30 protein-coding genes and 1 tRNA gene are annotated in these 26,277 nt (G+C 46.9%); 22 read left to right on the top strand and 9 right to left on the bottom strand.

The window, feature by feature from the left end:
- The first annotated feature begins 43 nt into the window (after window positions 1-43).
- The gene (locus Q7S83_01930; GenBank protein MDO8466878.1) at window positions 44-2,242 is read left to right on the top strand and encodes an AAA family ATPase; all 2,199 of its coding nucleotides are present in this window, start codon (window positions 44-46) and stop codon (window positions 2,240-2,242) included.
- Window positions 2,243-2,426: 184 nt separating this feature from the next.
- On the opposite strand, the gene Q7S83_01925 is transcribed toward Q7S83_01930, so the two are convergent.
- Window positions 2,427-3,035 carry a hypothetical protein gene (locus Q7S83_01925; protein MDO8466877.1) on the bottom strand — a complete coding sequence of 203 codons (609 nt, stop codon included), beginning with the start codon at window positions 3,033-3,035 and terminating at the stop codon, window positions 2,427-2,429.
- Window positions 3,036-3,421: 386 nt separating this feature from the next.
- Here Q7S83_01925 and rpsP point away from each other — a divergent pair, with 386 nt between their 5' ends.
- The 8 genes from rpsP to Q7S83_01885 all read left to right on the top strand — a co-directional run bounded on the left by rpsP (window position 3,422) and on the right by Q7S83_01885 (window position 7,878).
- Window positions 3,422-3,820, top strand: a complete 399-nt coding sequence (gene rpsP, locus Q7S83_01920) for a 30S ribosomal protein S16 (protein MDO8466876.1) — start codon at window positions 3,422-3,424, stop codon at window positions 3,818-3,820.
- Between the two features lie 22 nt (window positions 3,821-3,842).
- On the top strand, window positions 3,843-4,136 hold the full coding sequence (locus tag Q7S83_01915) for a KH domain-containing protein (protein ID MDO8466875.1): 294 nt from the start codon (window positions 3,843-3,845) through the stop codon (window positions 4,134-4,136).
- A 131-nt stretch (window positions 4,137-4,267) separates the two neighbouring features.
- Window positions 4,268-4,936, top strand: a complete 669-nt coding sequence (gene trmD / locus Q7S83_01910) for a tRNA (guanosine(37)-N1)-methyltransferase TrmD (GenBank protein MDO8466874.1) — start codon at window positions 4,268-4,270, stop codon at window positions 4,934-4,936.
- A gap of 30 nt (window positions 4,937-4,966) precedes the next feature.
- Entirely contained in the window at window positions 4,967-5,116 is a 150-nt protein-coding gene (locus Q7S83_01905; protein MDO8466873.1) for a hypothetical protein, read from the top strand.
- Window positions 5,117-5,124: 8 nt separating this feature from the next.
- On the top strand, window positions 5,125-6,003 hold the full coding sequence (locus Q7S83_01900; protein ID MDO8466872.1) for a hypothetical protein: 879 nt from the start codon (window positions 5,125-5,127) through the stop codon (window positions 6,001-6,003).
- 421 nt (window positions 6,004-6,424) lie between these two features.
- Window positions 6,425-7,069, top strand: coding sequence for a 50S ribosomal protein L10 (rplJ, locus tag Q7S83_01895; GenBank protein ID MDO8466871.1), 645 nt, complete (start codon window positions 6,425-6,427; stop codon window positions 7,067-7,069).
- A gap of 29 nt (window positions 7,070-7,098) precedes the next feature.
- A complete protein-coding gene (gene rplL, locus Q7S83_01890; protein MDO8466870.1) occupies window positions 7,099-7,470 on the top strand; it encodes a 50S ribosomal protein L7/L12 in 372 nt (123 codons plus the stop codon).
- Between the two features lie 78 nt (window positions 7,471-7,548).
- Window positions 7,549-7,878 carry a hypothetical protein gene (locus Q7S83_01885; GenBank protein ID MDO8466869.1) on the top strand — a complete coding sequence of 110 codons (330 nt, stop codon included), beginning with the start codon at window positions 7,549-7,551 and terminating at the stop codon, window positions 7,876-7,878.
- A gap of 36 nt (window positions 7,879-7,914) precedes the next feature.
- On the opposite strand, the gene Q7S83_01880 is transcribed toward Q7S83_01885, so the two are convergent.
- Window positions 7,915-7,986: transfer RNA gene (locus Q7S83_01880), tRNA-Val, on the bottom strand.
- Window positions 7,987-8,200: 214 nt separating this feature from the next.
- On the opposite strand from Q7S83_01880, the gene mraZ reads away from it, so the two are divergent.
- From mraZ to Q7S83_01835, 9 genes are all read left to right on the top strand, one after another.
- Entirely contained in the window at window positions 8,201-8,632 is a 432-nt protein-coding gene (gene mraZ / locus Q7S83_01875; GenBank protein ID MDO8466868.1) for a division/cell wall cluster transcriptional repressor MraZ, read from the top strand.
- A gap of 3 nt (window positions 8,633-8,635) precedes the next feature.
- Complete coding sequence (rsmH, locus tag Q7S83_01870) at window positions 8,636-9,526, top strand: 16S rRNA (cytosine(1402)-N(4))-methyltransferase RsmH (protein MDO8466867.1); 891 nt, start codon at window positions 8,636-8,638, stop codon at window positions 9,524-9,526.
- Entirely contained in the window at window positions 9,523-9,813 is a 291-nt protein-coding gene (locus tag Q7S83_01865) for a hypothetical protein (GenBank protein ID MDO8466866.1), read from the top strand. Before rsmH ends, Q7S83_01865 begins: the two co-directional genes overlap by 4 nt.
- Window positions 9,810-11,405, top strand: a complete 1,596-nt coding sequence (locus Q7S83_01860) for a penicillin-binding protein 2 (protein MDO8466865.1) — start codon at window positions 9,810-9,812, stop codon at window positions 11,403-11,405. The genes Q7S83_01865 and Q7S83_01860 overlap by 4 nt, the downstream gene beginning before the upstream one ends.
- On the top strand, window positions 11,405-12,637 hold the full coding sequence (murF, locus tag Q7S83_01855) for a UDP-N-acetylmuramoyl-tripeptide--D-alanyl-D-alanine ligase (protein MDO8466864.1): 1,233 nt from the start codon (window positions 11,405-11,407) through the stop codon (window positions 12,635-12,637). The genes Q7S83_01860 and murF overlap by 1 nt, the downstream gene beginning before the upstream one ends.
- A 57-nt stretch (window positions 12,638-12,694) precedes the next feature.
- Complete coding sequence (locus Q7S83_01850; protein MDO8466863.1) at window positions 12,695-13,036, top strand: hypothetical protein; 342 nt, start codon at window positions 12,695-12,697, stop codon at window positions 13,034-13,036.
- Between the two features lie 426 nt (window positions 13,037-13,462).
- Window positions 13,463-14,149 carry a hypothetical protein gene (locus Q7S83_01845; protein MDO8466862.1) on the top strand — a complete coding sequence of 229 codons (687 nt, stop codon included), beginning with the start codon at window positions 13,463-13,465 and terminating at the stop codon, window positions 14,147-14,149.
- 81 nt (window positions 14,150-14,230) lie between these two features.
- Complete coding sequence (locus tag Q7S83_01840; protein MDO8466861.1) at window positions 14,231-14,854, top strand: NYN domain-containing protein; 624 nt, start codon at window positions 14,231-14,233, stop codon at window positions 14,852-14,854.
- A 212-nt stretch (window positions 14,855-15,066) separates the two neighbouring features.
- Window positions 15,067-15,795 (top strand): hypothetical protein, encoded by a 729-nt coding sequence (locus Q7S83_01835; GenBank protein ID MDO8466860.1) that lies wholly within the window; start codon window positions 15,067-15,069, stop codon window positions 15,793-15,795.
- Window positions 15,796-16,271: 476 nt separating this feature from the next.
- Here Q7S83_01835 and Q7S83_01830 read toward each other — a convergent pair whose 3' ends face one another.
- A complete protein-coding gene (locus tag Q7S83_01830; protein MDO8466859.1) occupies window positions 16,272-16,613 on the bottom strand; it encodes a four helix bundle protein in 342 nt (113 codons plus the stop codon).
- A gap of 85 nt (window positions 16,614-16,698) precedes the next feature.
- Here Q7S83_01830 and Q7S83_01825 point away from each other — a divergent pair, with 85 nt between their 5' ends.
- Window positions 16,699-17,832 (top strand): reverse transcriptase/maturase family protein, encoded by a 1,134-nt coding sequence (locus tag Q7S83_01825; protein ID MDO8466858.1) that lies wholly within the window; start codon window positions 16,699-16,701, stop codon window positions 17,830-17,832.
- A 29-nt stretch (window positions 17,833-17,861) separates the two neighbouring features.
- Here Q7S83_01825 and Q7S83_01820 read toward each other — a convergent pair whose 3' ends face one another.
- The 3 genes from Q7S83_01820 to Q7S83_01810 form a co-directional block, all read right to left on the bottom strand.
- Window positions 17,862-18,140, bottom strand: a complete 279-nt coding sequence (locus tag Q7S83_01820) for an RNA-binding protein (GenBank protein ID MDO8466857.1) — start codon at window positions 18,138-18,140, stop codon at window positions 17,862-17,864.
- Window positions 18,141-18,246: 106 nt separating this feature from the next.
- Complete coding sequence (obgE, locus tag Q7S83_01815) at window positions 18,247-19,215, bottom strand: GTPase ObgE (GenBank protein ID MDO8466856.1); 969 nt, start codon at window positions 19,213-19,215, stop codon at window positions 18,247-18,249.
- A 108-nt stretch (window positions 19,216-19,323) separates the two neighbouring features.
- On the bottom strand, window positions 19,324-19,809 hold the full coding sequence (locus Q7S83_01810) for a DUF456 domain-containing protein (protein ID MDO8466855.1): 486 nt from the start codon (window positions 19,807-19,809) through the stop codon (window positions 19,324-19,326).
- A gap of 90 nt (window positions 19,810-19,899) precedes the next feature.
- On the opposite strand from Q7S83_01810, the gene Q7S83_01805 reads away from it, so the two are divergent.
- From Q7S83_01805 to Q7S83_01795, 3 genes are all read left to right on the top strand, one after another.
- Entirely contained in the window at window positions 19,900-20,520 is a 621-nt protein-coding gene (locus Q7S83_01805; GenBank protein ID MDO8466854.1) for a hypothetical protein, read from the top strand.
- Between the two features lie 116 nt (window positions 20,521-20,636).
- Window positions 20,637-22,160, top strand: a complete 1,524-nt coding sequence (locus Q7S83_01800) for an ATP-binding cassette domain-containing protein (GenBank protein MDO8466853.1) — start codon at window positions 20,637-20,639, stop codon at window positions 22,158-22,160.
- A 194-nt stretch (window positions 22,161-22,354) separates the two neighbouring features.
- Window positions 22,355-23,122 carry a fatty acid desaturase gene (locus tag Q7S83_01795; protein MDO8466852.1) on the top strand — a complete coding sequence of 256 codons (768 nt, stop codon included), beginning with the start codon at window positions 22,355-22,357 and terminating at the stop codon, window positions 23,120-23,122.
- A gap of 9 nt (window positions 23,123-23,131) precedes the next feature.
- Here the strand turns inward: Q7S83_01795 and Q7S83_01790 are convergent, their stop codons facing one another.
- The 3 genes from Q7S83_01790 to Q7S83_01780 are packed head-to-tail and all read right to left on the bottom strand — an operon-like array spanning window position 23,132 to window position 26,267.
- On the bottom strand, window positions 23,132-23,974 hold the full coding sequence (locus tag Q7S83_01790) for a phosphoglycerate mutase family protein (GenBank protein MDO8466851.1): 843 nt from the start codon (window positions 23,972-23,974) through the stop codon (window positions 23,132-23,134).
- A 41-nt stretch (window positions 23,975-24,015) separates the two neighbouring features.
- Window positions 24,016-24,759 carry an NTP transferase domain-containing protein gene (locus tag Q7S83_01785; protein ID MDO8466850.1) on the bottom strand — a complete coding sequence of 248 codons (744 nt, stop codon included), beginning with the start codon at window positions 24,757-24,759 and terminating at the stop codon, window positions 24,016-24,018.
- Window positions 24,744-26,267, bottom strand: coding sequence for a hypothetical protein (locus Q7S83_01780; protein ID MDO8466849.1), 1,524 nt, complete (start codon window positions 26,265-26,267; stop codon window positions 24,744-24,746). The genes Q7S83_01785 and Q7S83_01780 overlap by 16 nt, the downstream gene beginning before the upstream one ends.
- Between the last annotated feature and the right edge of the window lie 10 nt (window positions 26,268-26,277).

Raw genomic sequence — 26,277 nt, 5'->3', positions numbered from 1 at the left:
AGCCGCGTAGCAATACGCGGCTTTTTTAGTTAAAATAATAGCAATGCAGTTGAAGCGGCTAGAACTAGTCGGTTTTAAGTCTTTTGCCCAAAAGACGGTTTTGGATTTTCCGGCAGGAATTACGGCCATTGTCGGCCCGAATGGTTCGGGTAAATCTAACGTGATTGATGCGATTCGTTGGCTCCTAGGAGAGCGTGACGCGAAAAATATCCGCGGCACTAAATCTGAAGATCTTATTTTCGCGGGCACGCCACAGAAGCCGCGCATGGGTATGGCGCAGGCAACAATGATTTTTGAAAACAGCGATCATTTCTTTCCCGTGGATTATGATGAAGTTTCCATCACCCGCAAAGTCAGCCGCGGAGGTGATTCGGAATATTTTTTAAATGAAGCCTCGGTTCGCCTGAAAGATATCATAGATTTTTTTGCCAAAGCCCGTCTTGGAACCCGTGGCCTTACTATAGTAAATCAGGGCAATAGCGATATTTTTGTGCGCGCTACTCCGAAGGAACGCCGCGCGATGATTGAGGAGGTTTTGGGATTGCGCCAGTTCCAATTAAAAAAGCATGAGGCGGAACGGAAACTAGTTTCTACTAAATTTAATTTGGAAAAAGTGAAAGCGATGATTGATGAGTTAACCCCGCATTTACGTTTACTCCGTCGTCAGGCCGCCAAGTGGGAGAAGCAGGCAGATGTGGAAAAAGAACTCCACGACCTGGAGGCCATTTATTTCGGCGGTCGTTTATTTGATATAGAAAAGGATTTAAAAGATTTGGAGCCGCAACTTAACGGCTTAGACAAAGAGACCAACGACAAACGACGAGAACTAAAAGACGTGCAGGGCGAGTTGGCGAAAGTCGATAAATCAGGCCCGAAAGGGGACCAGAATTTTCAGGATTTTAAAAAGAAGCAGGCAGATTTTCTCTTTAAGAAGTCTATTTTTCAAAAAGACATCGGCCGTTTGGAGGCGCAGATGGAATTTTTGGTGAATCAGCCAAAGTCGGAGATGAAGGCTGCCGAAGCGGTGAAACTGCTTGAAGAAACGAGGGAAAAGATTGGTGAAGCCCTAGTAGAGGACGACCTAGTGGGCTTGAAATCAATTTTGCGCGAGCTTTCAGATAAGATTGAGCGTGTACTTTCCGTTGGTTCAGATAATCGCGAAGGAAAGGTAAAAGAATTGGAAAAGTCTAAAGAAAAATTATTTTCCGATTTGGCGGCAGTGGATGCCGAGCTTGGTCAGTTGACCGGCATGGAAGATAAGTTAGCAGAAGATTTGCGCGGGTTTAACGCGGTGTTTAAGAAGGCTTTTGAATTAGTGGAGGCAAAGAAAGATGAGATTCAGAAGTTGGAAAATGAGAAAAATAGACTGCTTTTTGATAGGGAAAGGATAACTATTCGGCGGCAAGAATTGCATAATTTGGCGGCGCAGGCCGGTCGTAAGTTGAGTGATTTCTCTGCGAAGGAATTGGTGGGTGGGAGTCCGTCATCCGCCCTGGTTGGCGGAGGCGGATTAGCGGAATTAGAGAAGAAGATGTTTAAGTTGCGGGCCGAGTTGGCCGGAATAGGGGATTTGGATCCGGCTTTGGTAAAAGAAGCCCAAGATACTGAGGCGCGACATAATTTCTTGTCTACCCAAATGGCGGATTTGGATAAAGCTTCCGATGACTTGGGAGTTTTGATTAATGATTTGGATGAGAAAATTCATACCGAATTTGATAGAGCGATGTCGTCAATTAACGATGAATTTGATAGGTATTTTAAACTGATGTTCGGAGGCGGGAAGGCTAGCTTGAAATTGGTAAAGGATGAGCCGAAGCCGGAAGTTTCTGATGAGGTTAATATGGAAAATGCGACTCCGGGCGATGAGGTTCCCAGTGAGGACGAAGATGCGGGTCACAAAGTAGACCATGGTGGCTTGGAGGTGCACGTCAGCATTCCCCGTAAGAAAATCAGTAGTTTGGAAATGCTCTCGGGCGGAGAAAAGAGTTTGGTTTCTATCGCCGCGCTTTTTGCTCTTATCTCGGTCAGCCCCCCGCCATTTCTGGTGCTTGATGAAATAGATGCGCCGCTTGATGAACGCAACGCTCGCCGCTTCTCCGACTTAATTAAAACTTTTTCCGAAAAAACCCAGTTCTTATTGGTTACTCATAACCGCGCCACAATGGAAGCCGCCAGCGTGATGTATGGTGTGACTATGGGAGATGATGGGACTTCGCGGGTGCTTTCATTAAAACTAGAATAGGGCTCCGGGAATAGTTCCTCGGAAACGGCATAATTGAGCTCCAGCGGCTCAATTTGCCTCTCCCTCGTTTCGCCACTTCTGAAAGACCCAGCTGGCGAAACTCCGGCATGTTCCTCGAAGCTATTTCCTTCGCTTTGGTTAATTTGAAAACAACAAAAAGCCCCTCATGAGAGGGGTTTTGGTTTTACTCTTCGTCTTTTTCGGCTTCCGGCTTTTCAATCCAGACATTTCCGGTCTTCATAAAGAGACCGCTGGCGTCGCCTTCATCTTCATAACACAGGCAGTAGCTGAAACCGACTGGATAGTCTTTCGTATCCGAGTCGTTCCAGACGGTCTTCCAGGCCATGATGGTTTTTCCGGGCAAGCCGGGAACCCATTTCCCGTTTTCGTCGAGAACTGCATAGTTCATCTCGCCGTTGCCGTCGGGTACGCCGTTGCCGTCCCTGTCTTCATCCTGCATATATTTACCTTCAACTTTTTTGATGCCCCAGACCTTAGCGAAGGTCACCCATTCACCCCTATCGTTCTTGGAGCGGTAGATGCCGCCGTATTCGCCGGGGTTATCCGGGTCTTCATAAAAAACACTTTCCATCACGGGCTGGCGTGCATCGTCGGGCTTCAGGGCGGTGCCGGTCTTGCTCATACGCACGGCCTGGAAGCCGTGCTTGGGCGGATCCGCATCGGAAACCGTCCAGCCTTCGATGTTAGGAGCCTTTGCTTCCTCTTTGACTTCTTCGTCGGGATAGGCAAAAATCGCAGTCGCGGAAACGAGTAGAGCAATGAAGCTTTTCATCGGCTTTTCCTTGAAAAGTAGCTGCCTTAAAAGTACGCCTACAGTATTTTCAAGTCAATGGCTCGGCCAGACAGCTTCTTGGAAGCAGAATAACTTTTCTCCTGCGGAAAAGTTTCCTTCTCTCTCGGCGGCTGTTCGTTCGGACATAACGAACGAGCCAAGCACAACCGCCTCCGAGATGTTCCTTAAAGCTGTCTAGCCTTACTCTTAAAAAGAGCGAAGGGAATAGTTTCGAGGAACATGCCGGAGCTTCGCCAGCTTGGTCTTAATAGTGGCGAAGCGAGGGAGAGGCAAATTTGCTCGCCGGAAGCAAATTATGCCGTTTCCGAGGGGCTATTCCCGTAGCCCTTTGACTTTGTCCTCAGACTGATATAGAATATCTATCAATGTTGATGTTAAAGCTAAAACGGATTGGCAAGAAGCACCAAGCGAGCTTCCGCCTTATTGTGGATGAAAAGCGCCACAAGCTTTTTGGTAGGCACGTTGAAGATTTGGGCTGGTACAATCCCCGCACGGATAAATCTGAAATTAAGAAAGACCGAGTGGAATATTGGATGAAAACCGGCGCTAAGCCGACCGACACCGTCTACAATTTGCTGATTACCGCCGGGATTCTTTCCGGAAAAAAGATTGCAGTTCATAGCCAGCCGAAGAAGAAAGAAGGGGATGCGAATCCGCCAGCTGGCGGACCCGCCGCAGCTGCTCCAGCAGCTCCCGCCTCGGCGGATAAAGCTCCGGCCGCCGCAGATCCAGCCGCTGAAGCCCCCGCAGAAAAGGTCGCGTAAATAAAATTCTGAATAGAAAGAAATGGCAGAAAAATCTACAGATCTTGAGTTCTTGGAATACCTTGTCAAATCTATCGTTGATCATCCCGATGATGTCGTGGTGAAGCGCACGGTAGATGAAATGGGAGTTCTACTTTCTTTGAAAGTACATCTCCAGGACATGGGTCAGGTAGTCGGCCGCGAAGGCGCTACCGCCAAGGCCATCCGCTCTCTTTTGAGAATCGTTGGCATTAAGAATAATGCCCGCGTGAACTTAAAAATTGAAGAGCCGGAAGGTTCCACTCACGTTCCTCGTGAACGTCAGGAAAAAGAGTAGTCCGCCAGCTGGCGGATCTTACATAACTAAAACCCCGATTATTGCGGGGTTTTAGTTTTCCCGGATCCGCAGTACCATGAGCTTATTCGCATTATTAAATCTTTAATTAGCATTATTCGCGATTACTCCATATGAAATTCCACATTCTCACAATTTTCCCGAAAATTTTTGACTCCTATATTTCCGAGTCCATTATTAAGCGCGCTCAAGAAAAAGGCCTTATTAAAATTCAGGCGCATAATATCCGCGACTACGCTACCGATAAGCACAATAAAGTAGACGATAAGGTTTACGGCGGTGGGCCGGGGATGGTGATGAAGGTGGAGCCAATCTACAAAGCAGTATCAAGTATTAAGTATCAAGTATTAAGTATGGGGAAGCGGGGGAAGAAGCCGAAAGTTAGGACAATTCTTTTTAGTACCCGCGGGAAGAAGTTTGATAACACAATCGCGAAAAGATTATCTAAATACGACCAGCTGATTTTAATCTGCGGTCGCTATGAAGGCGTAGATGAACGAGTGGCGAAATATGTGGCAGATGAAGAAATTTCTATCGGGGATTATGTGTTGTCGGGAGGGGAGTTGCCGGCGCTGGTTTTGCTAGACGCCGTCTCTCGCCAAATCCAAGGAGTATTGGGAAAAATGGAATCTCTGGAAGAAATAAAAGGCTCGTATGAAGTCTACACTCGCCCCGAGGAATTCAAGGCTGTCGTTGGTCGTAAGTCAAAAATCTGGCGCGTCCCCAAGGTTCTCGTGAGTGGGCATCATAAGAAAATTGACCAGGAGCGGGGGAAGGCTTAGATTTATATTAGTTCTCTGGAGGCGATCGCGATGATCCGATTCGTGCCGTTGGCAATCATGGTTACAGGGCTTCTGCTGGTCTGGTTTCTGAATCCGCCGTGGAGTTTGTTGGTAGTAATGGGCATCATTGCCGCTTTAATTGCTTTCCGAATTTTCGTGAATCCGAAAAACTATGAGTAGCTCCGCTATTGACTTTGCGGAGTTTTTTGTTTATTATACCGCCAGTCCCTCGAAAGGCTAGATTAATCCATTGCGGATTGATCGCCCGATCAAACAAGTTTGATTTAGGGAGAAAGGCAATGCTGAAGTTTCTCGGTTCGTCCGCGCTGTTCCCGGTCAAGCTGGTGGTGTACCCGCTGATGGTGCCGATGGCGATCTTGCAGGTGATCGGGTCGGGAGCTTATGTGGCTCTCGTCCAGCTTCCGATGCTGATCCTGTGGAATCTCGGTTCTATCCTGAAGTTGCCGATTACCGTGCCGATCGCGGTGGGGAAGTGGGCAATCCGCAATCGCGGATCAATCGCGATCTTTCCGTTCGCCTCCATCAAAGTCGCGAAGGATGAGGGCTCTGATGGGGGTGTCGTGTTTGGCGCGATGGTCTTTTACCTATATTGTCTCGTTACGGCTGCGCTCACCACTTCCTCGAGCGTTCCCTGGATTGCTCTTGCAGAGACTCCGCTTGCCAGCCTGCCGAGTTCCGTGTGGAAATTGCATCAGATGGGGATGATCCAGCCGTTGCATTATGTTTTCGCCGCATCGGCTCTCCTCCTGGCCAGCAACGTCTTCGTGGGTCTCTTCATGGCTGGCGGGGCCTACTACAGGTACCTGATGAGTCCGAAGCCCAGTCCAAAAGAAGAGATTCCGGAGGCGAAGGTCATGGCTCCGCAAAGTCATCTGACGATGTTCAGCAAGATCCAGGATAAGGACAAGGTTTCCGAGGAGGAAGGCTGGACGCTTCTCGGAGAGGCTGTCGAGGTTGGCAAGAACGGCAAGATGAAGCTTGGCGACGTGCCTCATCTGGCCAAGATGATTTGCGATCGAGCTCCCAGTACGGCAGTCGTTCACTAGAATTTCAAATCCCCGTGTTCAACGCGTTAAACACGGGGATTTTTTTATATGTCATCGCGAGGCACTTACTCTATCCGTCATTACGAGTGAAATGAAGTAATCTTACACTGATGTTATTTATAAATAGCACTATCGTAAGATTGCCGCGCTTCGCTCGCAATGACTGAATAGCGACGTTGACTTTTGTGAGGAGGTGGAGTATATTATTCGTAATCCGCAGACGGTGGGCATTCGCGAAAAAGCGAAACAAGTCCCGCCTAGGAAATCCAAGTTCTAGTTACTATTTTCTAGTTACTAGTTACTGAATTCACCTGTGGACCGTAAAGGTCCATTTTTGTTAGCGGAGGCCTGAATTACAAAAATAAAAAAGGTCGAAATGCTAGATAGCGGAGTGATTCATTTCACTTCGTTCAAAAAATAAATGTTAACTAAAGCGCAGAAAAAACAGCACATAGATAAGAGCGCAGAGATGGTGAAGGGGAGCAAGACTTTGGTATTTGCTGATTTTACCGGCGTAGACACCGCTTCCATCCGCAGAATCAAGATCGAGGCGAAGAAAGTTGGCGCGTCCTTCAAGGTTTTCAAAAAGCGTTTATTGAACATCACCCTGAAAGAAATGGGAGTGGCGTTTGATCCTTTGCAATTTAAAACCCAAGTCGGCACCTTCTTTATTCCTGAAGATTTGAGTTCTATCGCGGCTACGATTCACAAGTTTGCTAAAGAGTTGGCCAGAACCAAGAAAAATTTTATCGTCTTGGGGGCTTATGACTTAGCGAACAAGCAAGCCGTTTCCGTAGAAGAGTTTGCTGTAATCGCCAAATTGCCGGGCCGCGAGGTTCTGCTTTCGATGGTGATTAGTGGTATTACAGGTCCGCTTCGCGCGTTCATGTACATGCTTGGCGAGTTAGCAAAGAAAGCCTCCGCCTCGGCGGATAAAGCTCCTGTGGCTAGCGTTCCAGCCCCCGTTGAATCTTCAGCGGAAACGTCTGTAGTGCCAGCTTCGGAAGCAGTCCATCCGCCAACTGGCGGAGCCCCTGCGGTTGAGCCAGCCCCAGCTAGTCAATAAAAAAGTCGAAATAATAAATAAACAAAACAATGGAAAAATATCAAGATTTACTCACTAAGATTGGCGATATGAAAGTTACCGAGCTTGCTGAGTTAGTAAAAGCAATGGAAGAGAAGTTCGGAGTTTCTGCCTCGATGCCGGCCGCTGCCGGAGTAGGTGGTGGAGCAGGTGGCGCCGAAGCGGAAGAGAAAACCGCTTGGGATGTCATGTTGACTGTGGGTGGTGGCCAGAAAATCCAGGTCATCAAGGTTATCCGCGAAGTCACAGGTCTTGGCTTGAAAGAAGCTAAGGACATCGTAGATGCCGCCCCGAAAGTTGTGAAAGCCGGAATGAAGAAAGAGGAAGCCGAAGACTTGAAGAAAAAGTTGGAAGCTGCCGGCGCGACTGTGGAATTGAAATAAATTCTATCAAAAAGACCCCCTTGACTGTGGGGTCTTTTTGATTTATAATCTTTTCGGTTTCAAATTAAGGAGAAACGGATGCTGCAGTTTCCCGGCGAAGGATCAGTTCTCAAGAAAGGCTGGGCGAATCGAAGAGGAATGAAGGTTTACGCTCGATCCCATGAAATGCGTAAAGCTTTGCGGGATCACTCTGCGACGAATCGGGGATCAAATTTGATGATTACCCCCGAGCCGTTGCCGGAAGGTCGCAGTCTTCATCTGCAAAATCGTCTTAATATTTTGAAGCGTTTCCTGGCGACACCCGTGGACATGCTGGCTAAGAAATTGCTCGTCAATCTTTCGTCTTGTCAGAATGGACACAGAGAAAAAAGGCCGTGGATTCGCAGTGCACGAAAGTTCATCAGTTGATAGCCCCCGCCCCTAACCGGGCGGATTTTTTTATTGTGCGCCCTGTTGGAATCGGACCAACGGCCTTTCCAATGTGAATGGAACGCTCTACCACTGAGCTAAGGGCGCAAGATTTATTTAATCTAATGCTTAATTGGTTCTTTTTCAATGCCTAAAAAGTCGTGATTAACTTTTGGGGATAAAGTGGGTTTTGCATGAGCTCACTTTAAGCTATATTTAGTTGGTAGTGGTGAAAAGTGGATAAAGGTGGGGATAACCGCCGAATCTGGGGACAACTGATAGGAGAGTAATTAAGCTTAAACGAGCTTAAAAAATATAAAAAATGTTCATTGGAGAATACACACATAGCTTAGATACTAAGGGGCGAGTAGCTTTACCCGCTAAATTTCGGCCGAAGCTTGGCGATGGAGCAATTATCGCGCGTGGACTTGATCATTGTTTATTTGTATTCACGAAAGAGAGCTGGGAAAAATTAACTGCCAAGATTGCGGCTATGTCTTTTATGAAATCCGACTCTCGGGCGTTTGCTCGTTTGATGCTCGCCGGCGCGAGTGAAGTGGAATTTGATAATCAGGGAAGAATTCTGATTCCGGAATATTTGCGAATTTATGCATCGCTAAAAAAGCAGGCGATTTTTGCCGGACTCTACGACCGAATTGAAATTTGGGATGAAGCAAACTGGAAGTCCTACAAATCTAAAACCGAAGCCTCTTCCGACGACATAGCCGAAAAGTTGGGAGAGCTCGGAATTTAACAAATGACTTACGACAAACAACTAACGACAAGTCCTTCAGTCGCCAGTCATAAGTCGTCAGTCGGTGGTCACGTGCCCGTTCTTTTAAATGAAGTTCTGAAATTTCTCGAACCGAAGCCGGGAGAATTTTTCATTGACGGAACCTTCGGAGCCGGTGGTCATAGTCGGGCGATTCAGGAACGGATTGGTCCGCCAGCCGGCGGAGGGAGGCTACTGGCCATTGATTGGGAAAAGACCGGAGAAAATTACGCCGACCTTGTGGAGATTTTGAAAGCCAAAAAACTGGGCAAAGCCGATGGTCTTCTTCTTGATTTAGGTTTCTCTTCCGAGCAGCTTGGCGGTGGCAAGGGCTTCAGCTTTCAGATCAATGAACCGTTGGCGATGGTTTATGACATCAATCAAAATCCCGTCCGCACGATTTTAAAAGAGCTGACCGAGAAAGAGTTAGCAGGAATCATTCGGGATTTGGGAGGAGAGAAATTTTCGGGGAGAATCGCCCGAGTAATCAAAGAGATCATTCACCGACGGGGAATTAACACCACCTTCGATTTAGCGGAGGCGGTGAAATCAGCAGTGCCAGGAAATTATGAGCATGGAAGAATTCATCCCGCGACCCGTACTTTCCAAGCGCTGCGCATTTATGCCAACAACGAGCTGGGCAATCTGGAAAAAGTTTTGAAGGATTTGTTCAAGATAGTTAAATCCGGCGGGCGAGTCGCGATAATTTCGTTCCATTCTTTGGAAGACAAGATAGTCAAAAATTATTTCCGTGATTATGCCAAGGAAGAGAAATTGAAAATTCTGACCAAAAAACCGGTTGAGGCCAGCGACGAAGAGGTGAGGAGTAATCCACGCTCTCGCTCGGCCAAGATACGGGCCGCACAAATCATATGACAATCATTGAACCAAATAAAAATAGTTTTAAATCTAAAATAGTAGCCTATTTGCTTATGGGTTTGGTTTTATTTGAAGCGGGTTTAAGTATTTTTGCTTATAATCAGAGCGTGCAGTTGAATTATTCTTTAAAAGAAAATCATAAAAAAACAGAGATTGTGCGGGCAGAGAACGCCGATTTGAAAAATCAGCTTTATTTGGCGTTGGATATAGAAAACGCTGATGTTCTGGCCGGAAAATTAGGATTGATAAAGGAGCGCAAGCCGGAGTATTTAGCGCAGCGATGAAAACTTGGAGATTATGGCTGATTACCGCCTCAATATTTTTCACTTATTCCGCGCTGATCCTGAATATCTATAATTTACAGATTAAGAAGGGGAGTATTTATGCCGCCAAAGCCGTTTCGCAATCGCGGGGTGTTTCTTATTTAAATTCCACTCGGGGCACTATTTATTTTACGGATAAAAGCGGTAATGAGATTCCGGCGGTTTTTAACCGACAATTTCCGGTGATTTTTGCCGTGCCGAAAGACGTGGAAGATCCCGATGAAGCAGCCAATGCCCTGTCGTCGATTTTGAATATTGCGGCCGGCAAAATTCACCTGAAGCCTTCCACGCCGAACGATCAATATGAATTATTATCTTCCAAGGCAACCAACGAACAGGTGTCAAAGGTTCGGGCATTGGGCCTCAAGGGTATTTACATCGACAGTGAATATTTCCGATTCTACCCTTTCGCTAATCTGGCATCTCAAGTTCTTGGTTTCGTGGGTCAGGGCAGTGAAGATGGGGCCCTGACGGGCCGTTATGGTGTAGAAGCCTATTACGAAGATTCTTTAGGCCGCGATGATGTCTACTTGACCATCGACCGAAACATTCAGGCGCAGGCCGAAAAGATTCTAAAAGCTTTAATTGATAAACATGGAGCAGAGGGTGGCACAGTGATTGTGCAGGTGCCTAAGACCGGAGAGATTCTAGCTATGGGAAGTTTCGAGAATTTTGATCCTAACGCATATGCTGATTACCCGATTCGGTCTTTCACTAATCCGGCGATTCAGGGCGTGTATGAGCCCGGTTCGGTGTTCAAGGTGTTGACGATGGCGGCCGGAATTGATTCTGGCAAAATTACTCCGACTACGAAATTTTACGACAGCGGTTCCCTGACTCTGAATGGGAAGACAATTAAAAACTGGGACGGCAAAGCTCATGGCAATGTCACTATGACCGAAGTTATCGAGCAGTCTATTAATACCGGAGCATCTTTCGCGGAAAAAAAGACCGGCCATGATATATTTTATAATTATCTTTTGAAGTTTGGCTTTGATGATCCTACCGGCATTACTTTGCCCGGCGAATTATCGGGCAAACTGACTAATTTGAAAACTGCCACTCGGGATATCAATTTTGCTACCGCCGCTTTCGGTCAGGGTGTTTCGGTAACGCCCATGCAGTTGATTAACGCTGTTTCTGCTATCGCTAACGATGGAGAGTTAATGCGGCCCCACATCGTCAAGGGTTTGCCGGCCGAAAAAATGAATGATGTAATTTCCAAAGAGTCCGCTGATTTGGTTACTGCGATGATGGTCTCCGCCGTAGACAAGGCCGAGATTGCCAGAATTAATGGATATGAAATTGCCGGCAAAACCGGTACTGCGCAGGTTCCGGATTTTAAGAGGGGAGGATACGGCGACCAATATATTCATAGCTATGTCGGATTTGGGCCGGCCTCTGATCCGAAGTTTTCAATTCTGATGAAAATTGATAAACCCAAAGGCGCGAGCCTTGCTGGCTCTACCGTGGTGCCCGCTTTTAGGGAATTAGCTCAATTTATACTAAACTACTATAATATTCCGGCAGACGATTTGGCCGATAAAAACTAATGCGATCATTTTTACGCAATCAATTGAGGGGGATTTTGAGGTTGCTGGTGCGATGGACTTTACGTAAGTATCAGCCGGGAATTGTGGGCATTACCGGTACCGTAGGGAAGACTTCTACCAAAGAAGCGATTTTGACGACCCTACGCTCAATCCGGAAAGTTCGGGCCTCAACCGGAAATTTTAATAATGAATTTGGTTTGCCGCTCACAATTTTAGGAACTTGGGAAAAATCGGGGGGTATTTTTTTCTGGATTAAAGTGATTCTTTCCTCTTTGATGAGGCTAGTGATTCGCGGCTCTTATCCGGAAATTTTGGTATTGGAGTACGGAGCCGATAAGCCCGGCGATTTGAAATATCTTTTGGAGATGGCCCGGCCGCAGATCGGAGTGGTGACGGCAATCGGCGATATTCCTGTGCACGTTGAGTTTTATAGCGGGCCCGATGCGGTGGCGCGGGAAAAAGCCAGATTGGTTGAAGCTTTGCCGGCTATCGGTTTTTCAGTTCTGAATTTTGATGATGAGGCGGTATATGAAATGAGGGAGAAGACTCGCGCTCACGTGATTACTTTTGGTTTTGCGAGTGGCGCCGAAGTGCGGATTACTAATTTTGAAAACAGAATGGAAGACGGCCATCCTGTCGGTCTTACTTTTAAATTGGAATATGGAGGCAGTTTCGTGCCGGTTCGTCTTGATGGAGCCTTTGGTAGGGCTCAGGCTTATGCCGCCGCCGCAGCAGCAGCAGTAGGATTTTCTTTCGGTATGAATCTTGTGCGTATCTCGGAGGCCTTGGCTTATTATCAGGTGCCACAGCGTCGCGGTAGAATTATTAAAGGAATAAAAGATACTTTAATTTTTGATGATAGCTATAACGCCTCTCCGCTTTCAATGCACGCCGCCATTGATACGATGAAAGATTTTAAGGCACTAAGAAAAATAGCGGTGCTGGGAGATATGTTGGAGATTGGAAAGTATGCAATTGAAGCTCATGAGAACGTCGGTCGGTTAGCCGAAAAAGTTTTTGATATTATCATAACTGTTGGGCCGAGAGCGAAGTTTATTGCCGATGCCGCGCAGAAAGCCGGGCTGGCTAGGAAAAATATTTTTACTTTCGACTTCGCAGATGAAGCAAGGATTCCGGTGCAGGATTTATTGAAAAAAGGGGATTTGATATTGATAAAAGGTTCCCGCGCGATTGGGTTGGATAAGATAGTGGAGGAAATAAGGCAGATGTAGGGCTTGGTAGCTGATTGACCCCTCCCCCTCCCTCTGTTAAAATTAAACTAACAGTCAATGACTAAACTACATCAAAATACTCTGCAAAAAGGGTCTTTAAGGTATATAATCTTTCGCGAAGAGGGTGTTTGGTATGGCGTTGGTTTGGAATTTAATATTGTGGAATCGGGCGACACGCCCGATGAGGCTCTGTTCCTTTTGCTTGAAGCCACCCGTGGATATTTAAAATCAGCTAAAAAGGCCAAAGCTCGAATCAATCATATTTTGAATCAAAAAACTGATTCCGAATATGAAAATATGTGGAACTCATTGGAGGTAAAAAAGTCTAATAAAGAAGATGTGCCGTCAAACGTGTTTACTTTTGGCAGCATGAGTAACCGTAGCTTGGTGCATGCCTAGAAAGGTTTTTAATTGGACGTTTCATGATGTTGTAGAGTTTTTAAAAGAGCACGGTTTTCGCCTGAATCATACGGAGGGGAGTCATCATTTTTTCACCGGAGTCTATGAGGGAAAATTGATGCAAGTTTGCGTACCGTTTCATTCATCAAAAACTTTTAAACCTCGAACTTTCAAGGGTATGATTGCGCAGTCCGGTATTCCAAAGGACAAATGGCTAAATTTTTAGAGTCAAAGAAACAAGAAGAGGGCTGGGAAACAATCATAGATTTTACGTCTATTAGAGAAGGCGGTGTTGACGTTGAGGAGGTTTTAGCGTGCTTAAACAGACTTCTTGACAAATAGGCCTAAAGTGTGCTACATTTACCGCAGTTCTGAAGTCCGCAATTAAGCGGAAAATAACTGAAAACCCAATTCAAGGAGATTGCCGTGAGCGAAGAAAAGAAGTCTTCCGACGTGGAGGAGGCAGTGGAGAACAGCCAGAACATGTGGGACCCGGTGATTGCTGCTTTGGAAGAGATCAATAAGGATCTCAAGGGCAAGCTAGACACGATGTCGCAGGAAGCTGAGCAGGTTCTTCAGGAAGCCAAGTCGGAGATGGAGCAGGTGGCGGCCAGCGCGAAAGCGACGGCCGAGAAGATTCAGGCAGTGATCGACAAGTTCGGTCGCGCGAAATCCGGAAAGCCTCCGGACAATTCCTTGATCGTGAACTACGGAAAGTCCATCTCTCAGCTCATCGGCGAAGCCGGGTTTAGCTACGTCAACTCCGACATCACGGAAAAGCATTTCAATCAGGAGAAGACGGACGGCACGGAAACGCTGGAGTGCAAGATGTATCACTTCAGTCGGGACATGAATTCCGACAACGTGGTCGCCGAGATGAAGCGTGACGGCTTCGAACCGGCCTCCCTGAAGACGCTCCTCCACTACCAGATGGCCCATCCCGACGAGCACAAGCAATATCCGATCGTCGGGCTCGGGAATCCTTGGCGGGGCTCGTTCGGCAACCGCCGCGTGCCGTATCTGTACTGGTTCGACGTTCGGAAGCTCAATCTCTACTGGTTCGGCAGCGATTGGTACGGCAGCTATCGTTTCCTCGCCGTCCGCAAGTCTTAGGCCCTTGGACACTTGGGCGCCCTCATGAAGCTAGCTTCATGAGGGCTTTTTTATTGCGAGCTTTTATTATAAAATAGACGCATGAAAGCATATGGTTTTGTGGATGCATCCAATCTTTTTTATGGCGGCGAAAAGAGTTTAGGTTGGAAAATAGACTACAAAAAACTCCTTGAGTATCTAAAAGAAAAATATGGAGTAGATACGGTTTTTTATTTTGGCGGCGTGGAAATTTATGAATTTCCATATGATTACCAATCCAATGAGACCGTTCCTCTAAAAGAGCTAGAGAAGTATTTGAGACAGCTACCCGAGAACAAAGACAGGAAGCTCAATGAAGCGCAGCTCGCTTTAATCAGTAGACATCTTCAAAGAGTTAAATTCTATATTCGTCTTGAGAAGTTCGGATACAAACTTTTTCTTAAACCAGTAAAGCTATATAACCAAGATGACGGTTCCACAAAAAGAAAAGCTAATTGTGATGTGGATATGGCCTTTCACTTAATGAGAGAAAAAGACAATTTTGATAGAGTTCTTGTTTTGTCAGGCGATGGAGACTTCCTTCCCGTATTGAAACATCTTCGATCTGAGAAGAAAGAGGTTGTGGTTTTAGGTAGAGGAGCGAGGACTGCTAAAGAAATCAAGCAGTTTGCAGGCAGTGATTTCAGGGACTTCGAATATCTTAGAGAGCGTATAAAAATGGAATAAAAAACGAAGGGCACCCATATAGGATGCCCTTCACGTTTAGTATCCCCATTATAGCGTTCCATTTGGACTAAGTCAATATCCCCCCCCGTTGCCCCCTAAGGAGGGCCAAAGGTTGGGGTTGACAAATAGCCTCAACTCTGCTATATTTACGGCAGTTCACAAATCCGCTATTCGGCGGATAAAAATTGATAACCCAATTCAGGAGAGCTCCGGTGAGCGGAAAAAAGAAGTCTGAAGAAGACGTCGACTTGAGTGGGGATTTGACGAAAGTTTGCGAGGAGGCCAAGGAAGAGGTGAAGAAAATCGGAGAGTTGGAAAACCAGCTTTCGGAAGCGAAGCAGGCACACAAGAATGATTTGGAGGTGCTTCGTTCTGAGCTCGGTGAAAAAATCACCGGACTTCAGCAGTTCTGCGACCGAATCGACCAGGCGATTGCCAGGGTTGGCGAGATCAAGCCGATTCGATGCTCTTCCGCTCTTCCTGTCTGGAAGACCCTCAAGCTGGGAACGCATCCGTCTCCGGAGGCTCTCCGAAAGGCCATCATCGGCAAGAAAAACCGGGTCTCTGACTGGGGCAACGACATTCTGAAAAAGATCTCGGTCAACCCCAAGGAGATAGAGATCGATCTGGTCAAGATGACGGTCGCCCAACTGGGACTTCCCAGTGGCGGCACTCGCGAGCAGATCTACGCCGAAGCCAAAGAGCTTGGCTTGGATCGCTGCCCTGCCGAAGTCGGCCCCCAGCTCCGCCTCCAATACCAGGACCAGCCTTACGGGGAATGGATTCTGGTCGGAATGGAGCCGATTTCTGACTCGAGCGGCTACCCGTTCGTGTTCTGCGTGGAGCCGGATGGCGGTGGGCATTGGCTCCACGCGAGCGACGGCGACGCTGGCCGCTTCTGGGATCCCGACGACGTCTGGGTGTTCGGTCGTCGCAAGTAGCTCTTAGTCCTTGGAACTTTTGACCTGGCCCTTTGACTCTTTGTCCCCGCGCTTTCGAGCGCGGGGGTTTTTGTTTTTAGCGTATGTTAATATAATTTTGGTATTAGGCGAATACGCGGGGGACTAAGGTTCCTTGCTGCCGAATCCAGTATCCGCGTGTCGAGTGTGTTTCTGATCAAGGTTGGAGATAGAGTGGCGCGCGCAGAACTCTAAAAAAATAGAGATACTTGGTATAAGAGGCTATCGTACTTTAGGTACGGAATTCGATACAACCCAGAGAGTATTCAATGGGCGGTGGCATAGGCAGCCTCTTATATATAACTGACTCGAACGGCAACCCGAACGTGTTCAACGTGGAGCATAATAGCGATGAGCATTGGCTCAACGCGAACAACGGCAACGCTGACAACTTCTGGAATCCCGACAACGTCTGGGTGTTCGGTCGTCGCAAATCTATCTATTTCTCTCCCCGCTTTTTAGCGGGGAGAGTTTTGTTTCTGAATCTTTCCCAGCCAGCCGCCAAGCATTTTTCCTAGTTCGCTTATTTTAAAAGATATTTGAATATATTTTTTATCGTTCAGCGATTTATTCTCCCAGAGAACCATCATCAAAACTTTTAGCGTATCTACTTTCATAATCGCCAAACTTAAATATGCCAGCTTCTTTTCCTTGGCGATAAAGCCGGCAGCAGCCACGGTTTCTATAATTTCTACAAAAAGAGAGTCAATTTTCTGGCCGAGCGAGTAGCGGTGGGTTTTTGGTAGAATCTGGTAGTAGGAATACCAAAGCGCGTAAGCATCTTTTATTTTATGCAACAACGGAAAAATCGGCTGGGGGGGGGGCGTTATAGGTAGAATTCAATTCCGTCATAGTTTTGAGGATATAATTTCTATTGAAAATCTTTTGGTTGCTTGGCAGGAATTCTTGAAGGGGAAGCGAGGTAAAAAGGATGTGCAGGAATTCGGTTTCAATCTTATGGATAACATTCTATCGCTTCACGGGGAGTTGGCAAGTCAAAGATACCGTCACGGCGGCTATTATCAATTCCGAATCGCCGACCCCAAACCACGCATCATTCACAAGGCGGAAGTTCGCGATCGTCTCGTTCATCACGCCATTCACCGATTGCTTTATCCATTTTTTGATAAAACTTTCTTTGCCGATTCGTTTTCCTGCCGGATCAAAAAGGGAACCCATCGAGCGCTTAATCGTTTCCGAGCGATAGCATATAAAGTTAGCAAAAATCACACCAAAACCTGCTGGGTATTAAAGTGTGATATCAAAAAGTTTTTTGACAGCATTAATCATCAGATTCTTCTCAAAATTCTGAAGGCATATATTCCCGACCAGAAAATAATTTGGCTGTTAGAGAATGTCATAAGTAGTTTCTCCACCAAGCCGGGTTTTGGTCTGCCCCTCGGCAATCTCACTTCCCAGTTATTCGCTAATGTTTATATGAATCAATTTGACCAGTTCGTGAAGCATAAACTCAAAGCCCGACATTACGTAAGATACGCCGATGACTTTGTGTTTTTGTCTCCGGACAAGGAACGACTTGTGGAAATAATCCCGAAAATTCAGGATTTCCTTGAGGAGAATCTCAAATTATTCATTCACAAAGACAAGTTATTTCTGAAGACCCTTGTTTCGGGAGTGGATTTTCTCGGCTGGGTGCATTTCCCGGATCATAGGGTTATTCGCTTCGTCACAAAGTGGAAAATGTTCCGGAGATTGAAAGAGAATCCAAATGAGCAATCCCGGCAGTCATATTTGGGGATGTTGGGGCATGGGAACGCGAATAAAATAAAAGCGAGGCTAAATTTATTACTTCCGTCGACGGAAGTACCCATCTTTCGGTCAGATTGGTTTGAGGAACATCTCGGAGGCGGTTGGGCTTGGTTCGTTCGTTTATATAATCGAACGAACAACCGCCGAGAGCGAAGAAAACTTTTCCGCAGGAGAAAAGTTATTCTGTTTCCGAGAAGCTGTCTGGCCGAAAGATGTAGGGTGTTCTGCAACCAAAAACCGCTCCGATAAATCGAGAGCGGTTTTTGTGTAAGTCGCGCTTAGTAGCGGGACTCGCGAGGAGCGCGGGGCTCCATTGGACGTGCCTCGTTAACAGTGAGAGCGCGACCACCCATATCTTTGCCATTGAACATTTCAATAGCTTTAGTAGCTTCCTCGTCATTCGTCATCTCGACGAAACCGAAGCCCTTTGACCGGCCAGTGGCGCGATCCATGATAATGGTAGCGGACTCTACGCTGCCAGCAGCTGCGAACATCTCCTTTAGAGATTCGTCGTTAGCGCTGTAAGGCAAGTTACCAACATACAATTTCTTTGCCATGTGTAATTTAATTAATTTTCATAGGGCGACCACTCAGAAGACTTAACTTGACTGAGAAACCTACGAACTCGTTTATCATACTCTAGCTAGTTTTTTTGTCAAATACCTAAGATTTCTTCGCGTCGATGAGCTTGTTTAAGATTTTCTTTACTTTCTCGAGGCTGTCGGAGTCGTGGATAGAAATGGCGATGGCGTTTTTATTTAGTTTTTTCAGGGTGGCGAGTTTTTTCTTCAATCCGGCGGCATCCAGCATGTCGCTTTTTGTAAGGAAAACATATTCTTTCTTTTCCAGTAATTCTTGGTTGTATTCTCCCAGCTCACCGCGGATAATTTTGTAATCTTTGGCTACATTCGCTGATTCGGCGGAAACTAAATGGAAAATCGTCTGCGTGCGCTCTACGTGGCGAAGGAATTTTATTCCTAGGCCTTTGCCGCCCGATGCTCCTTCGATTAGTCCCGGAATGTCAGCGATAATTAGGTCATAATAAGCGCCCAAACTTGGCTCCAGTGTGGTGAAGGGGTAATTGGCCACCTTACTATTCGCGGCCGTTAATTCATTTATCAAGCTGGACTTACCGGCATTCGGCAGGCCAACTAAACCAACACCGGCAATCAGTTTGAGCTCTAGCCGTACAGGAAATTCATCTCCCGGTAGTCCAGATTGGAATCTGACTGGGCTGGTATCGCGAGGGGAGCGGAATTGAAAGTTGCCCTTGCCTCCTTTGCCCCCTTGCGCGATTAAAATCTTCTCCCCAATTTTTGTGACCTCCGTGTGTGCTCCGGTCGCGAGATTGTGGATGACTGTGCCGGCGGGGACTTTTAAGACCAAATCCTGCCCATCTTGGCCGTCGCGATATTGACCGCGACCCTCTTGGCCGTTTTCTGCTTCTACTACTTTTCTGAAACGAAAATGACGCAGTGCTCCGATGTCGGCCACGCCCTGAAAAAAGATGCTACCTCCTTTGCCTCCACTGCCTCCGGCCGGGCCGAGGGCTAATTTATTTTTATCAAAAGCCACGGCACCTTTGCCTCCATGCCCAGCGGCGATTTTGATTGTAACGTCGTCAATTAACATAGTTAGTTTTCGCTAATAATACGAATTTTGGCAAATAATGCAAATAATGAGTATTTAAGCCCATTCGCAATATTAAATCTTTAATTAGCATTATTAGCGATTACTCTTCTAGAACAAGGCAACGATGAAAAATCCCAGCATTACGAAAATGACTATCAATTTAATCAGTGAGCCGGCGAGGAACCCGAGAAAGGTTCCCATAGCGGAGTGGATCGCGTCCTTCGATTTTCTTCCCGCGGCAACTTCTCCGATTAGCGCTCCCAAGAATGGACCAACGATTACTCCCAGCGGTCCGAGGGCGAATATTCCAAACAGCAAACCCAACGAAGAGCCCACTACTCCATATTTGGTAGCGTGATATCGCTTGGCTCCAATCAGCGGAGCGATTATGTCGGTAATCAGAGTAAGGATGGTTAGACCAAGGGAGACTAGGATGGTAGTCAGGGAAATCGGTTCGAAATGTTTCACGTAGGCGTAAATAAATAAACCAAGCCATGCTAGTGGCACCCCCGGCAATATCGGTAGCACCGTGCCTAATAGTCCGATTGCGAATAGGGCGAACACCGCTAAAACTAAAAGTATTTCTCCAATCATTAAGGTAATTATAGCACTATTGCGAATATTTGACGTTCTTCTGGAGAGTTGGTAATATAACCATCGGTTCATTAGAATAAGGAGCTTGCAATGAAAAGAGTTGTAGGCTTTCTCCGGTCGCGTGGCGATGATTCGTTGATGTCGCCCGGCGATGTGATTGGAGATTTTTACCGGCCTGGATGGGTGTTCGGGGTCTTCTATGAGGAAGCTGATCCGGGAATTCAGGAAGCGAGCTGTTTGGTCACCGAATTCACCGGACGGTTTCTAAGAGTGTTGAATTCCACCAGGTCGCAGATTTCGGCGTTTCAGGAGGGCTATGACGTCTTGATGGAAAGCGGCCGGCGTATTGAAAATTTCGTATGCTTCTTGGTTTCCGGCGATGGGATTTGGTTTGCTGCTGCTGACGAAGCTAAGCTATTGCGGGTCCGGGTGGATGGTGAAAGCAGTTTGATAAAGATTCGTCCTCCTGCCCAGCAAGTGCTGGAAAGTGGATTCACGCGGCCGAAGATCGATTGGGAGATGATTGACGACCAAGACCTCTATCTGGTTTCCGGAAATTCCAATCTTTTTTCGGTTTTAGATATCTCCGAGATTTCCCGCATCGTTCGTGAATGTTGTGATCCCGAAAAGTCTGCGGAGGCTTTGGTGAAGGCGGCTCAGAAAAAGCTGCCCCGGCCGAACTACTCCGCCGTAGTCGTTCCACTGAAATAGAATACCCCCCGAATTCGGGGGTTTTTTTATCCCGCTGCGCGGGATCCCGCCTTCTTTATATTTAAAATTGGCGCGACGGGACAAAATAAGGCAATTATGATATCATTTCCAAACATATGGCTAAGGAGAAGGAAGCTAAACAACCGCAAAAAGAGGCTAAAAACTACGACCACGGAGATGTGGTTTTAAGGTTTAATAAAGTTACTTTCGGATTCACAGCCGCCAAGACTCTTTTGGATGAGGTGGATTTTAGCATACGGGAAGGAGCCAAAATGACTTTAATGGGGCAGAACGGCGCCGGAAAAAGTACCATTTTCAAAATGATTTCCGGAGAGGTGGAGCCGGAAGAAGGCGCAATTAATATAAAAGACGGCGCGACTATTGCTACTGCTAAGCAGGTAATTCCTCGTGATCAGTTGGATTTGACGGTAATTCAATTTTTCGAAAAGGCATTTCAGGAGAAGGTTTATGATATTGAGCCGAAGGTAAAGAAAATCTTGAATGTGGTGAATTTGAAGTTCGATGAAAAAAAGAAAGTCCGGGAATTTTCCGGCGGCCAACAGGCGCGTTTATTGTTGGCCTTTGCGTTGATTCAAAATCCGGATATTTTGTTGCTCGATGAGCCGACTAACAATCTCGACAAAGAGGGCATTGAGCGATTAACGAAGTTTTTGGTGGATTATGAAAAGACTTGCATTGTTATTTCTCACGACGCGAAATTTTTAAATGCATTTACGCATGGGGTTTTATATCTGGATTCTTTTACCAGAAAAATGGAGCAGTATGTCGGTGATTATTTGGATGTGGTGGCGGAAATCGCCCGTCGGATTGAAAGGGAGCGTCAGGCCAACGTTCGTTTGGAGCGGGATATTACTAATCGCAAAGAACAATTCAATTTTTTCGCCCAGAAAGGAGGCAAGATGCGTGATGTGGCCCGCAAGATGGGAGAGGCGATAGAAGAACTGGAATCCCAACTGGTGGATATGAGACAGGAAGACAAAACAATTCGGAATTTTGCGATTCCGGTACAGACTTTCATAGATTCCGAATTGCCGGAATGGAAGATTGCCGAGATTAAAGCCGTGACGGTGATGGAAAATCACAAGCCGACTCAAAAAAAGGTTAATGTCATTTTGAAGCGGAAAAACAAATTACTTTTAAAAGGTCCGAACGGAATCGGTAAGAGTACTTTTTTGCAGCTGATTGCTTCCGGAAAAGCTAAAGGGGCTTCAATTAGCGATGGTGTGAAAATCGGATACTATCAGCAGGATTTTGCCGGCTTGGATTTTGAGCAGACGGTTTATAAATCTCTGGCGGATGTTATGGAAGGGGGATCGGAAGAGTCTTTGCGTTCGGCAGCGGCGAATTTTCTTTTGACTGATGATCTTCTGAAAAATAAAGTTGGTTCGTTGTCGGAGGGTCAGAAAGGGCTCCTTTCTTTCGCCCGCTTCGTTCTGCAGAGGCCGGGATTATTGATTTTAGATGAGCCGACTAACCATATTAATTTCCGTCATCTGCCGGTCATCGCCGAAGCATTGAGTAAATATGATGGCGCGATGATTGTAGTCAGTCACATGAAGGAATTCGCCGCGCAGATTAATTTTGATTATCAGTTGGATATGGGGGAGCTCCGCACCTAGCCGAGCGCTGCATCGTCCAGCCGTTCTTTTGATACTGGAGCTAGTTGTTCGCAAATTAAGTTTATTGAGTAGCGCTTTGTTTGGCGAAGACGATGTTGGAGAAGATTGGCGCTCGTTCTGGTGTCGGAGCATGCTTTAGTGCTACCCTGAAGCCAGATTCTTTGACAGACGTTGAGGGGTAAGAGGAGGCCGAGATGAATCTTTTCATCGCAGCGATCTGCTATGTTTTGGTTGCTCATCAGATGGACGGCCTACTCACTTCTATCTATTTGCATCGGGCTATGACTCATCAAGGAATCAAATTGAATTCGGCTGTGGCATTTATGATGAGGGTTTGGCTCTGGTTGTTTACCTGGCAGGCGATGAGAAGCTGGGTGGCAGTACATCGCAAGCATCACCGTTTTACTGACGTTGAAGGAGATCCCCATAGCCCGGTACTAATTGGTCTTTGGCGTCTTTTCTGGACGCATGAAAAGTATTACACCGAGGCGGCTAACAACGCGCAATTGGTGGAGGAGTATTGCTGGGGCATTCCGAAAACGAAAGCGGATGTTCTTTTGGAAAATGGACCGCTTGGCGTAGCTATCGGATTTGTTGCTTCAATGTCGGCATTCGGTTTGCTTTACGGCTGGTGGGGCGTTCTGGCGGGTGGCCTCGCTTTCGTGGCCCAACTCTACCTTTATTTGAGAACTGCTGCGGCCATCAATAGCATTGGCCATACGCGTGGGTATAAAAATTTTGATAATACGGCTACCAATGTTTGGTGGCTGGGATTGTGGGGTGCCGGAGAAGGGTGGCACAACAATCATCATCATGATCAGAATTCGCCCAAGCTTGGATTTCTCAAGAGTGAATTTGATCCCTCTTGGGTAGTTATCTGGGCTTTGATTAAGTTGCGGTTGGCCGTGAAAGTTAAGCCAACAATTAACGAAAGAATGGAAAAACAAAAATCCCGCGTTTAGCGGGTTTTTTTATTCAATCATTCTTTTTGTCTGTTCGGCGATTTCCCAAAGATCACTGTTGCTGTATTTTTTTCTTTGGATGGGTGTCCAGATATTACTCGATAAGGCGGTATTGGTCGGGCAGACGGAGCGCATCCAGGTGAAGTGGGGGAGAAGCTTTTTGGATTTTTTAGTGGCCCCGCCGATGGCGGGGTTCGTGCTAAACACTCGATCTTCTCGGGTATATTGTAGGATTTGGCAGTTGAGAATGCGGTCTTTTTTATCGGTCGAGGCATCAAGGCGGGCATATTCCCAAGGCGACATTCTTTCCAAGATGATTCGGAAAGCCCTCATTGTCTCCCCGTGGCAGACTACAATCACATTTTTGCCGCTACATTCACGAGCCATCGTTTGAATAACTCGATCTACCCTAATGCAGAGGTTCGACATAGACTCGCCGTTTGGTGGCCGCCAGAATATTCCATCTGATTTCCGCGCCTCCATAATCTCTTTATATTTAGTCTCCTTTTCTTCTTGAGAAACTACATCGAGATCGCCCCAGTCCCTTTCGCGGAGAAAAATCTCTGCTCGCCATTCCGCGAACGGAAGTTGCAGGATGCAAGCTGTTTCAATCGCGCGTAGATATACGGATGTGTAACATCGGTCGAATTCTAAGCCAACGTTCTTGCGAATCCAATCGCCGGCCATTTCTGCCTGCTTCCTGCCTTTGTTTGTAAGGCGGAAAGTGGAGCTGTGGCGTTTCATAAACGCTTCCGTGAATAGACTGTGGTCGCGTTTTTCAGATAATTTTTTTGCGACGTTACCTTCCGATTCTCCGTGGCGCACCAGCAGTAGACTCCTTGGCATTGCCATTCTGGTTTTCTCCTAGAAGCTAGGCAAGAACTGCCTCTATCTTACAAATTTTGAATATATTTCTCAACTATCGCGAGCTCCTCCGGGTTATTTACACCCATTCCTTCAATAGGATTTTTTACTTTAACGGCCGGGACTTTATGACCCTGCTCGGTTGCGATATTCAAAAGATCAGTTAAATAATACTCGCCGGCGGCGTTATTGGGTTTTATTTTTCCGATATTTTCCCAGAGCCAATTGGTATCAAAAACATAATAACTAGGATTAACTTCGGTGATCTTTTTCTCTTCGTCTGTGGCATCTTTGAACTCCACGATTCGGTTGGCCGAACCATCACTGCTTCGGATGACCCGCCCATAGCGTTCGCAGACTTTAAATTCATTTTCGAAATTCGGTACCTTAATCGTTGCCATTGCCATCACGCTGTTGTTTCCCTCCTGATCGGCGAGCATTGCTTCTATTGTTTCCCGGCTGACCAGGGGATTGTCTCCGGGAATTACCACGATGGTTTCAAAATCGGATAGAGCTTCTTTGGCTGATAGCAGGGCGTCGCCTGTGCCACGCTGTTCCTTCTGCTCGGCGTAGGTGTATGAAGATCCGAGAGCATTCCTGATTTCCTGGCTTTTGTGGCCGATGACAATCACCGGTTTCGGGAAGAGGTCGCGCATTCGCTCCAGAAGTCGCTCAATTATGCTTTTGCCTGCGATAGGAACGAGCGGTTTGGGCAGGTGATGATTCATCCGTTTTCCCTGACCACCCGCCAGAATTACTAATTGGCTAGACATAGATTTTTATAATCAGCCTCAAAGCCGTCACAGATAAGTTTTCGGCGCTCTGGTGTGTTGAATACATCCAGCAGGCGAGAGGCGAGTGTAGTGTAGCAGGAGCGTTTTCCGGTTTCGGGAAGGATTTGGCAAAGCTCGGTGGCTTGGGTGGTGAGCAGGTCGCCCCAGAAATCAACGACCACGTTCACCGCGCCCACTACGCAGATGTAGTAGTAGTTTTGGATGTCCGGAATTTTTCCGCATAATTCTTTAATCTTTTGCGGATTGCGCAGGGTGTGGCCGGCCGCGTCCCTGCCATAGCTTTTAAAGCAGACCTCAACCATATCCGGGCGGGATTTCAGGCATTCTTCAGAGACTTTATTGAAGTCATAACTAAACAGCGTCAGCATCCAGCTGGTCTGCATCTGATAGCACTGATATTGAACTTCGTGGTCCTGATCAATGGCATTACAGGGGAACTGCGGATCTTTGCTGACCCATTCCGTGTCGTGGTCCTTACTCCCGCCGGAACCCTGGCCGGTGATGATATTTTCCATAAACATTCCGCCGTAGCAGGAGGAGACAGAGTAGTCATCCTTTAGGAGCCGGCAGGTTTTTATGGCCTTCGGAAGGTCGTAGTTATCATAGGCCAGGACGCCATGGCCGACACCGTGCAGACATTCAAAGCGTCCGAAGCTGGTGTTGAAAGTATCACAGACATCATTGATGGTTTTTGATAGATTGGCGGTGCCCTTTTCTTTTAGCAACTCTTCCATTGCTCCGTGATAATAGCCGGAGTGGCAGGAAGAATTGCCGTCGCCGAAAGCCGAGGCGCCGTATATTTTAAATGCTAATCGTCCGACGGTGTGGGATTCCTGATGGCAGTCCACCAACGAACCGCCGTTGGTGTCTTTCAGTAGTTTTTCCATTATTTTTTTCGGGCCGACCGCGTTCAGCCATTTGGTCAGCTGTTCGTTATCTTTCAGGGCCGCCATGATATTTATGGAGGCGAAATCAGTTTCAGTTTTAGTGGTCGGTTTTGGAACAGATTTTTTCGGTTCAACTTTTTCCGACGCGATATTTTCGATCGCTCCGGCAACCGGGATTACTTTGATGTCCCCAACGATACCGGGGGCGAGGTGGTCGTGGAATTTCCAGGTTCCGGGTTTGTTAAAGGTGAAGCTCCAGGATTCTCCGGGCGCCATTTTTTTCTTCGGATCAAACTCCGAATATATTTGATGAGTCGGATGGATGTTGGAAGCCGGCCAGCGGTATTTGGTTGTCCCAGTATTTTCAAAAGTGACCGTATCGCCCTGCTTTATTTCCAAAGCCAACTTGTCATAGCCGGCATCGCTCATCTTGATGACAAAACCTGCTCCGCTTGTTGAGGGATTTGCTGCTACATTTTCGGTTTTTTTGTTCGCCACGCTAAGCGTGGCCTGACCCAGCTCAGCTGGGTCGCCAAGAGAGAAAAGTCCCGCGCTGATAATCACAGCTAAAATAGCTCCGAAAGTAAGATACTTAGACATTACTGCTACT

This window comes from bacterium (genome assembly GCA_030646995.1).
Taxonomy (GTDB): Bacteria; Patescibacteriota; Minisyncoccia; order UBA6257; family WO2-44-18; genus JAUSKF01.
This window is presented reverse-complemented; position numbering and strand designations above follow the sequence as displayed.

What these genes read in the sequence shown, in the direction of transcription:
- Q7S83_01930 (MDO8466878.1), top strand. Translation starts at nt 44, where the DNA reads ATGCAGTTGAAGCGGCTAGAACTAGTCGGTTTTAAGTCTTTTGCCCAA.
- Q7S83_01925 (MDO8466877.1), bottom strand. Translation starts at nt 3,035, where the DNA reads ATGAAAAGCTTCATTGCTCTACTCGTTTCCGCGACTGCGATTTTTGCC.
- rpsP (MDO8466876.1), top strand. Translation starts at nt 3,422, where the DNA reads ATGTTGATGTTAAAGCTAAAACGGATTGGCAAGAAGCACCAAGCGAGC.
- Q7S83_01915 (MDO8466875.1), top strand. Translation starts at nt 3,843, where the DNA reads ATGGCAGAAAAATCTACAGATCTTGAGTTCTTGGAATACCTTGTCAAA.
- trmD (MDO8466874.1), top strand. Translation starts at nt 4,268, where the DNA reads ATGAAATTCCACATTCTCACAATTTTCCCGAAAATTTTTGACTCCTAT.
- Q7S83_01905 (MDO8466873.1), top strand. Translation starts at nt 4,967, where the DNA reads ATGATCCGATTCGTGCCGTTGGCAATCATGGTTACAGGGCTTCTGCTG.
- rplJ (MDO8466871.1), top strand. Translation starts at nt 6,425, where the DNA reads ATGTTAACTAAAGCGCAGAAAAAACAGCACATAGATAAGAGCGCAGAG.
- rplL (MDO8466870.1), top strand. Translation starts at nt 7,099, where the DNA reads ATGGAAAAATATCAAGATTTACTCACTAAGATTGGCGATATGAAAGTT.
- Q7S83_01885 (MDO8466869.1), top strand. Translation starts at nt 7,549, where the DNA reads ATGCTGCAGTTTCCCGGCGAAGGATCAGTTCTCAAGAAAGGCTGGGCG.
- mraZ (MDO8466868.1), top strand. Translation starts at nt 8,201, where the DNA reads ATGTTCATTGGAGAATACACACATAGCTTAGATACTAAGGGGCGAGTA.
- rsmH (MDO8466867.1), top strand. Translation starts at nt 8,636, where the DNA reads ATGACTTACGACAAACAACTAACGACAAGTCCTTCAGTCGCCAGTCAT.
- Q7S83_01865 (MDO8466866.1), top strand. Translation starts at nt 9,523, where the DNA reads ATGACAATCATTGAACCAAATAAAAATAGTTTTAAATCTAAAATAGTA.
- Q7S83_01860 (MDO8466865.1), top strand. Translation starts at nt 9,810, where the DNA reads ATGAAAACTTGGAGATTATGGCTGATTACCGCCTCAATATTTTTCACT.
- murF (MDO8466864.1), top strand. Translation starts at nt 11,405, where the DNA reads ATGCGATCATTTTTACGCAATCAATTGAGGGGGATTTTGAGGTTGCTG.
- Q7S83_01850 (MDO8466863.1), top strand. Translation starts at nt 12,695, where the DNA reads ATGACTAAACTACATCAAAATACTCTGCAAAAAGGGTCTTTAAGGTAT.
- Q7S83_01840 (MDO8466861.1), top strand. Translation starts at nt 14,231, where the DNA reads ATGAAAGCATATGGTTTTGTGGATGCATCCAATCTTTTTTATGGCGGC.
- Q7S83_01820 (MDO8466857.1), bottom strand. Translation starts at nt 18,140, where the DNA reads ATGGCAAAGAAATTGTATGTTGGTAACTTGCCTTACAGCGCTAACGAC.
- obgE (MDO8466856.1), bottom strand. Translation starts at nt 19,215, where the DNA reads ATGTTAATTGACGACGTTACAATCAAAATCGCCGCTGGGCATGGAGGC.
- Q7S83_01810 (MDO8466855.1), bottom strand. Translation starts at nt 19,809, where the DNA reads ATGATTGGAGAAATACTTTTAGTTTTAGCGGTGTTCGCCCTATTCGCA.
- Q7S83_01805 (MDO8466854.1), top strand. Translation starts at nt 19,900, where the DNA reads ATGAAAAGAGTTGTAGGCTTTCTCCGGTCGCGTGGCGATGATTCGTTG.
- Q7S83_01800 (MDO8466853.1), top strand. Translation starts at nt 20,637, where the DNA reads ATGGCTAAGGAGAAGGAAGCTAAACAACCGCAAAAAGAGGCTAAAAAC.
- Q7S83_01795 (MDO8466852.1), top strand. Translation starts at nt 22,355, where the DNA reads ATGAATCTTTTCATCGCAGCGATCTGCTATGTTTTGGTTGCTCATCAG.
- Q7S83_01790 (MDO8466851.1), bottom strand. Translation starts at nt 23,974, where the DNA reads ATGGCAATGCCAAGGAGTCTACTGCTGGTGCGCCACGGAGAATCGGAA.
- Q7S83_01785 (MDO8466850.1), bottom strand. Translation starts at nt 24,759, where the DNA reads ATGTCTAGCCAATTAGTAATTCTGGCGGGTGGTCAGGGAAAACGGATG.
- Q7S83_01780 (MDO8466849.1), bottom strand. Translation starts at nt 26,267, where the DNA reads ATGTCTAAGTATCTTACTTTCGGAGCTATTTTAGCTGTGATTATCAGC.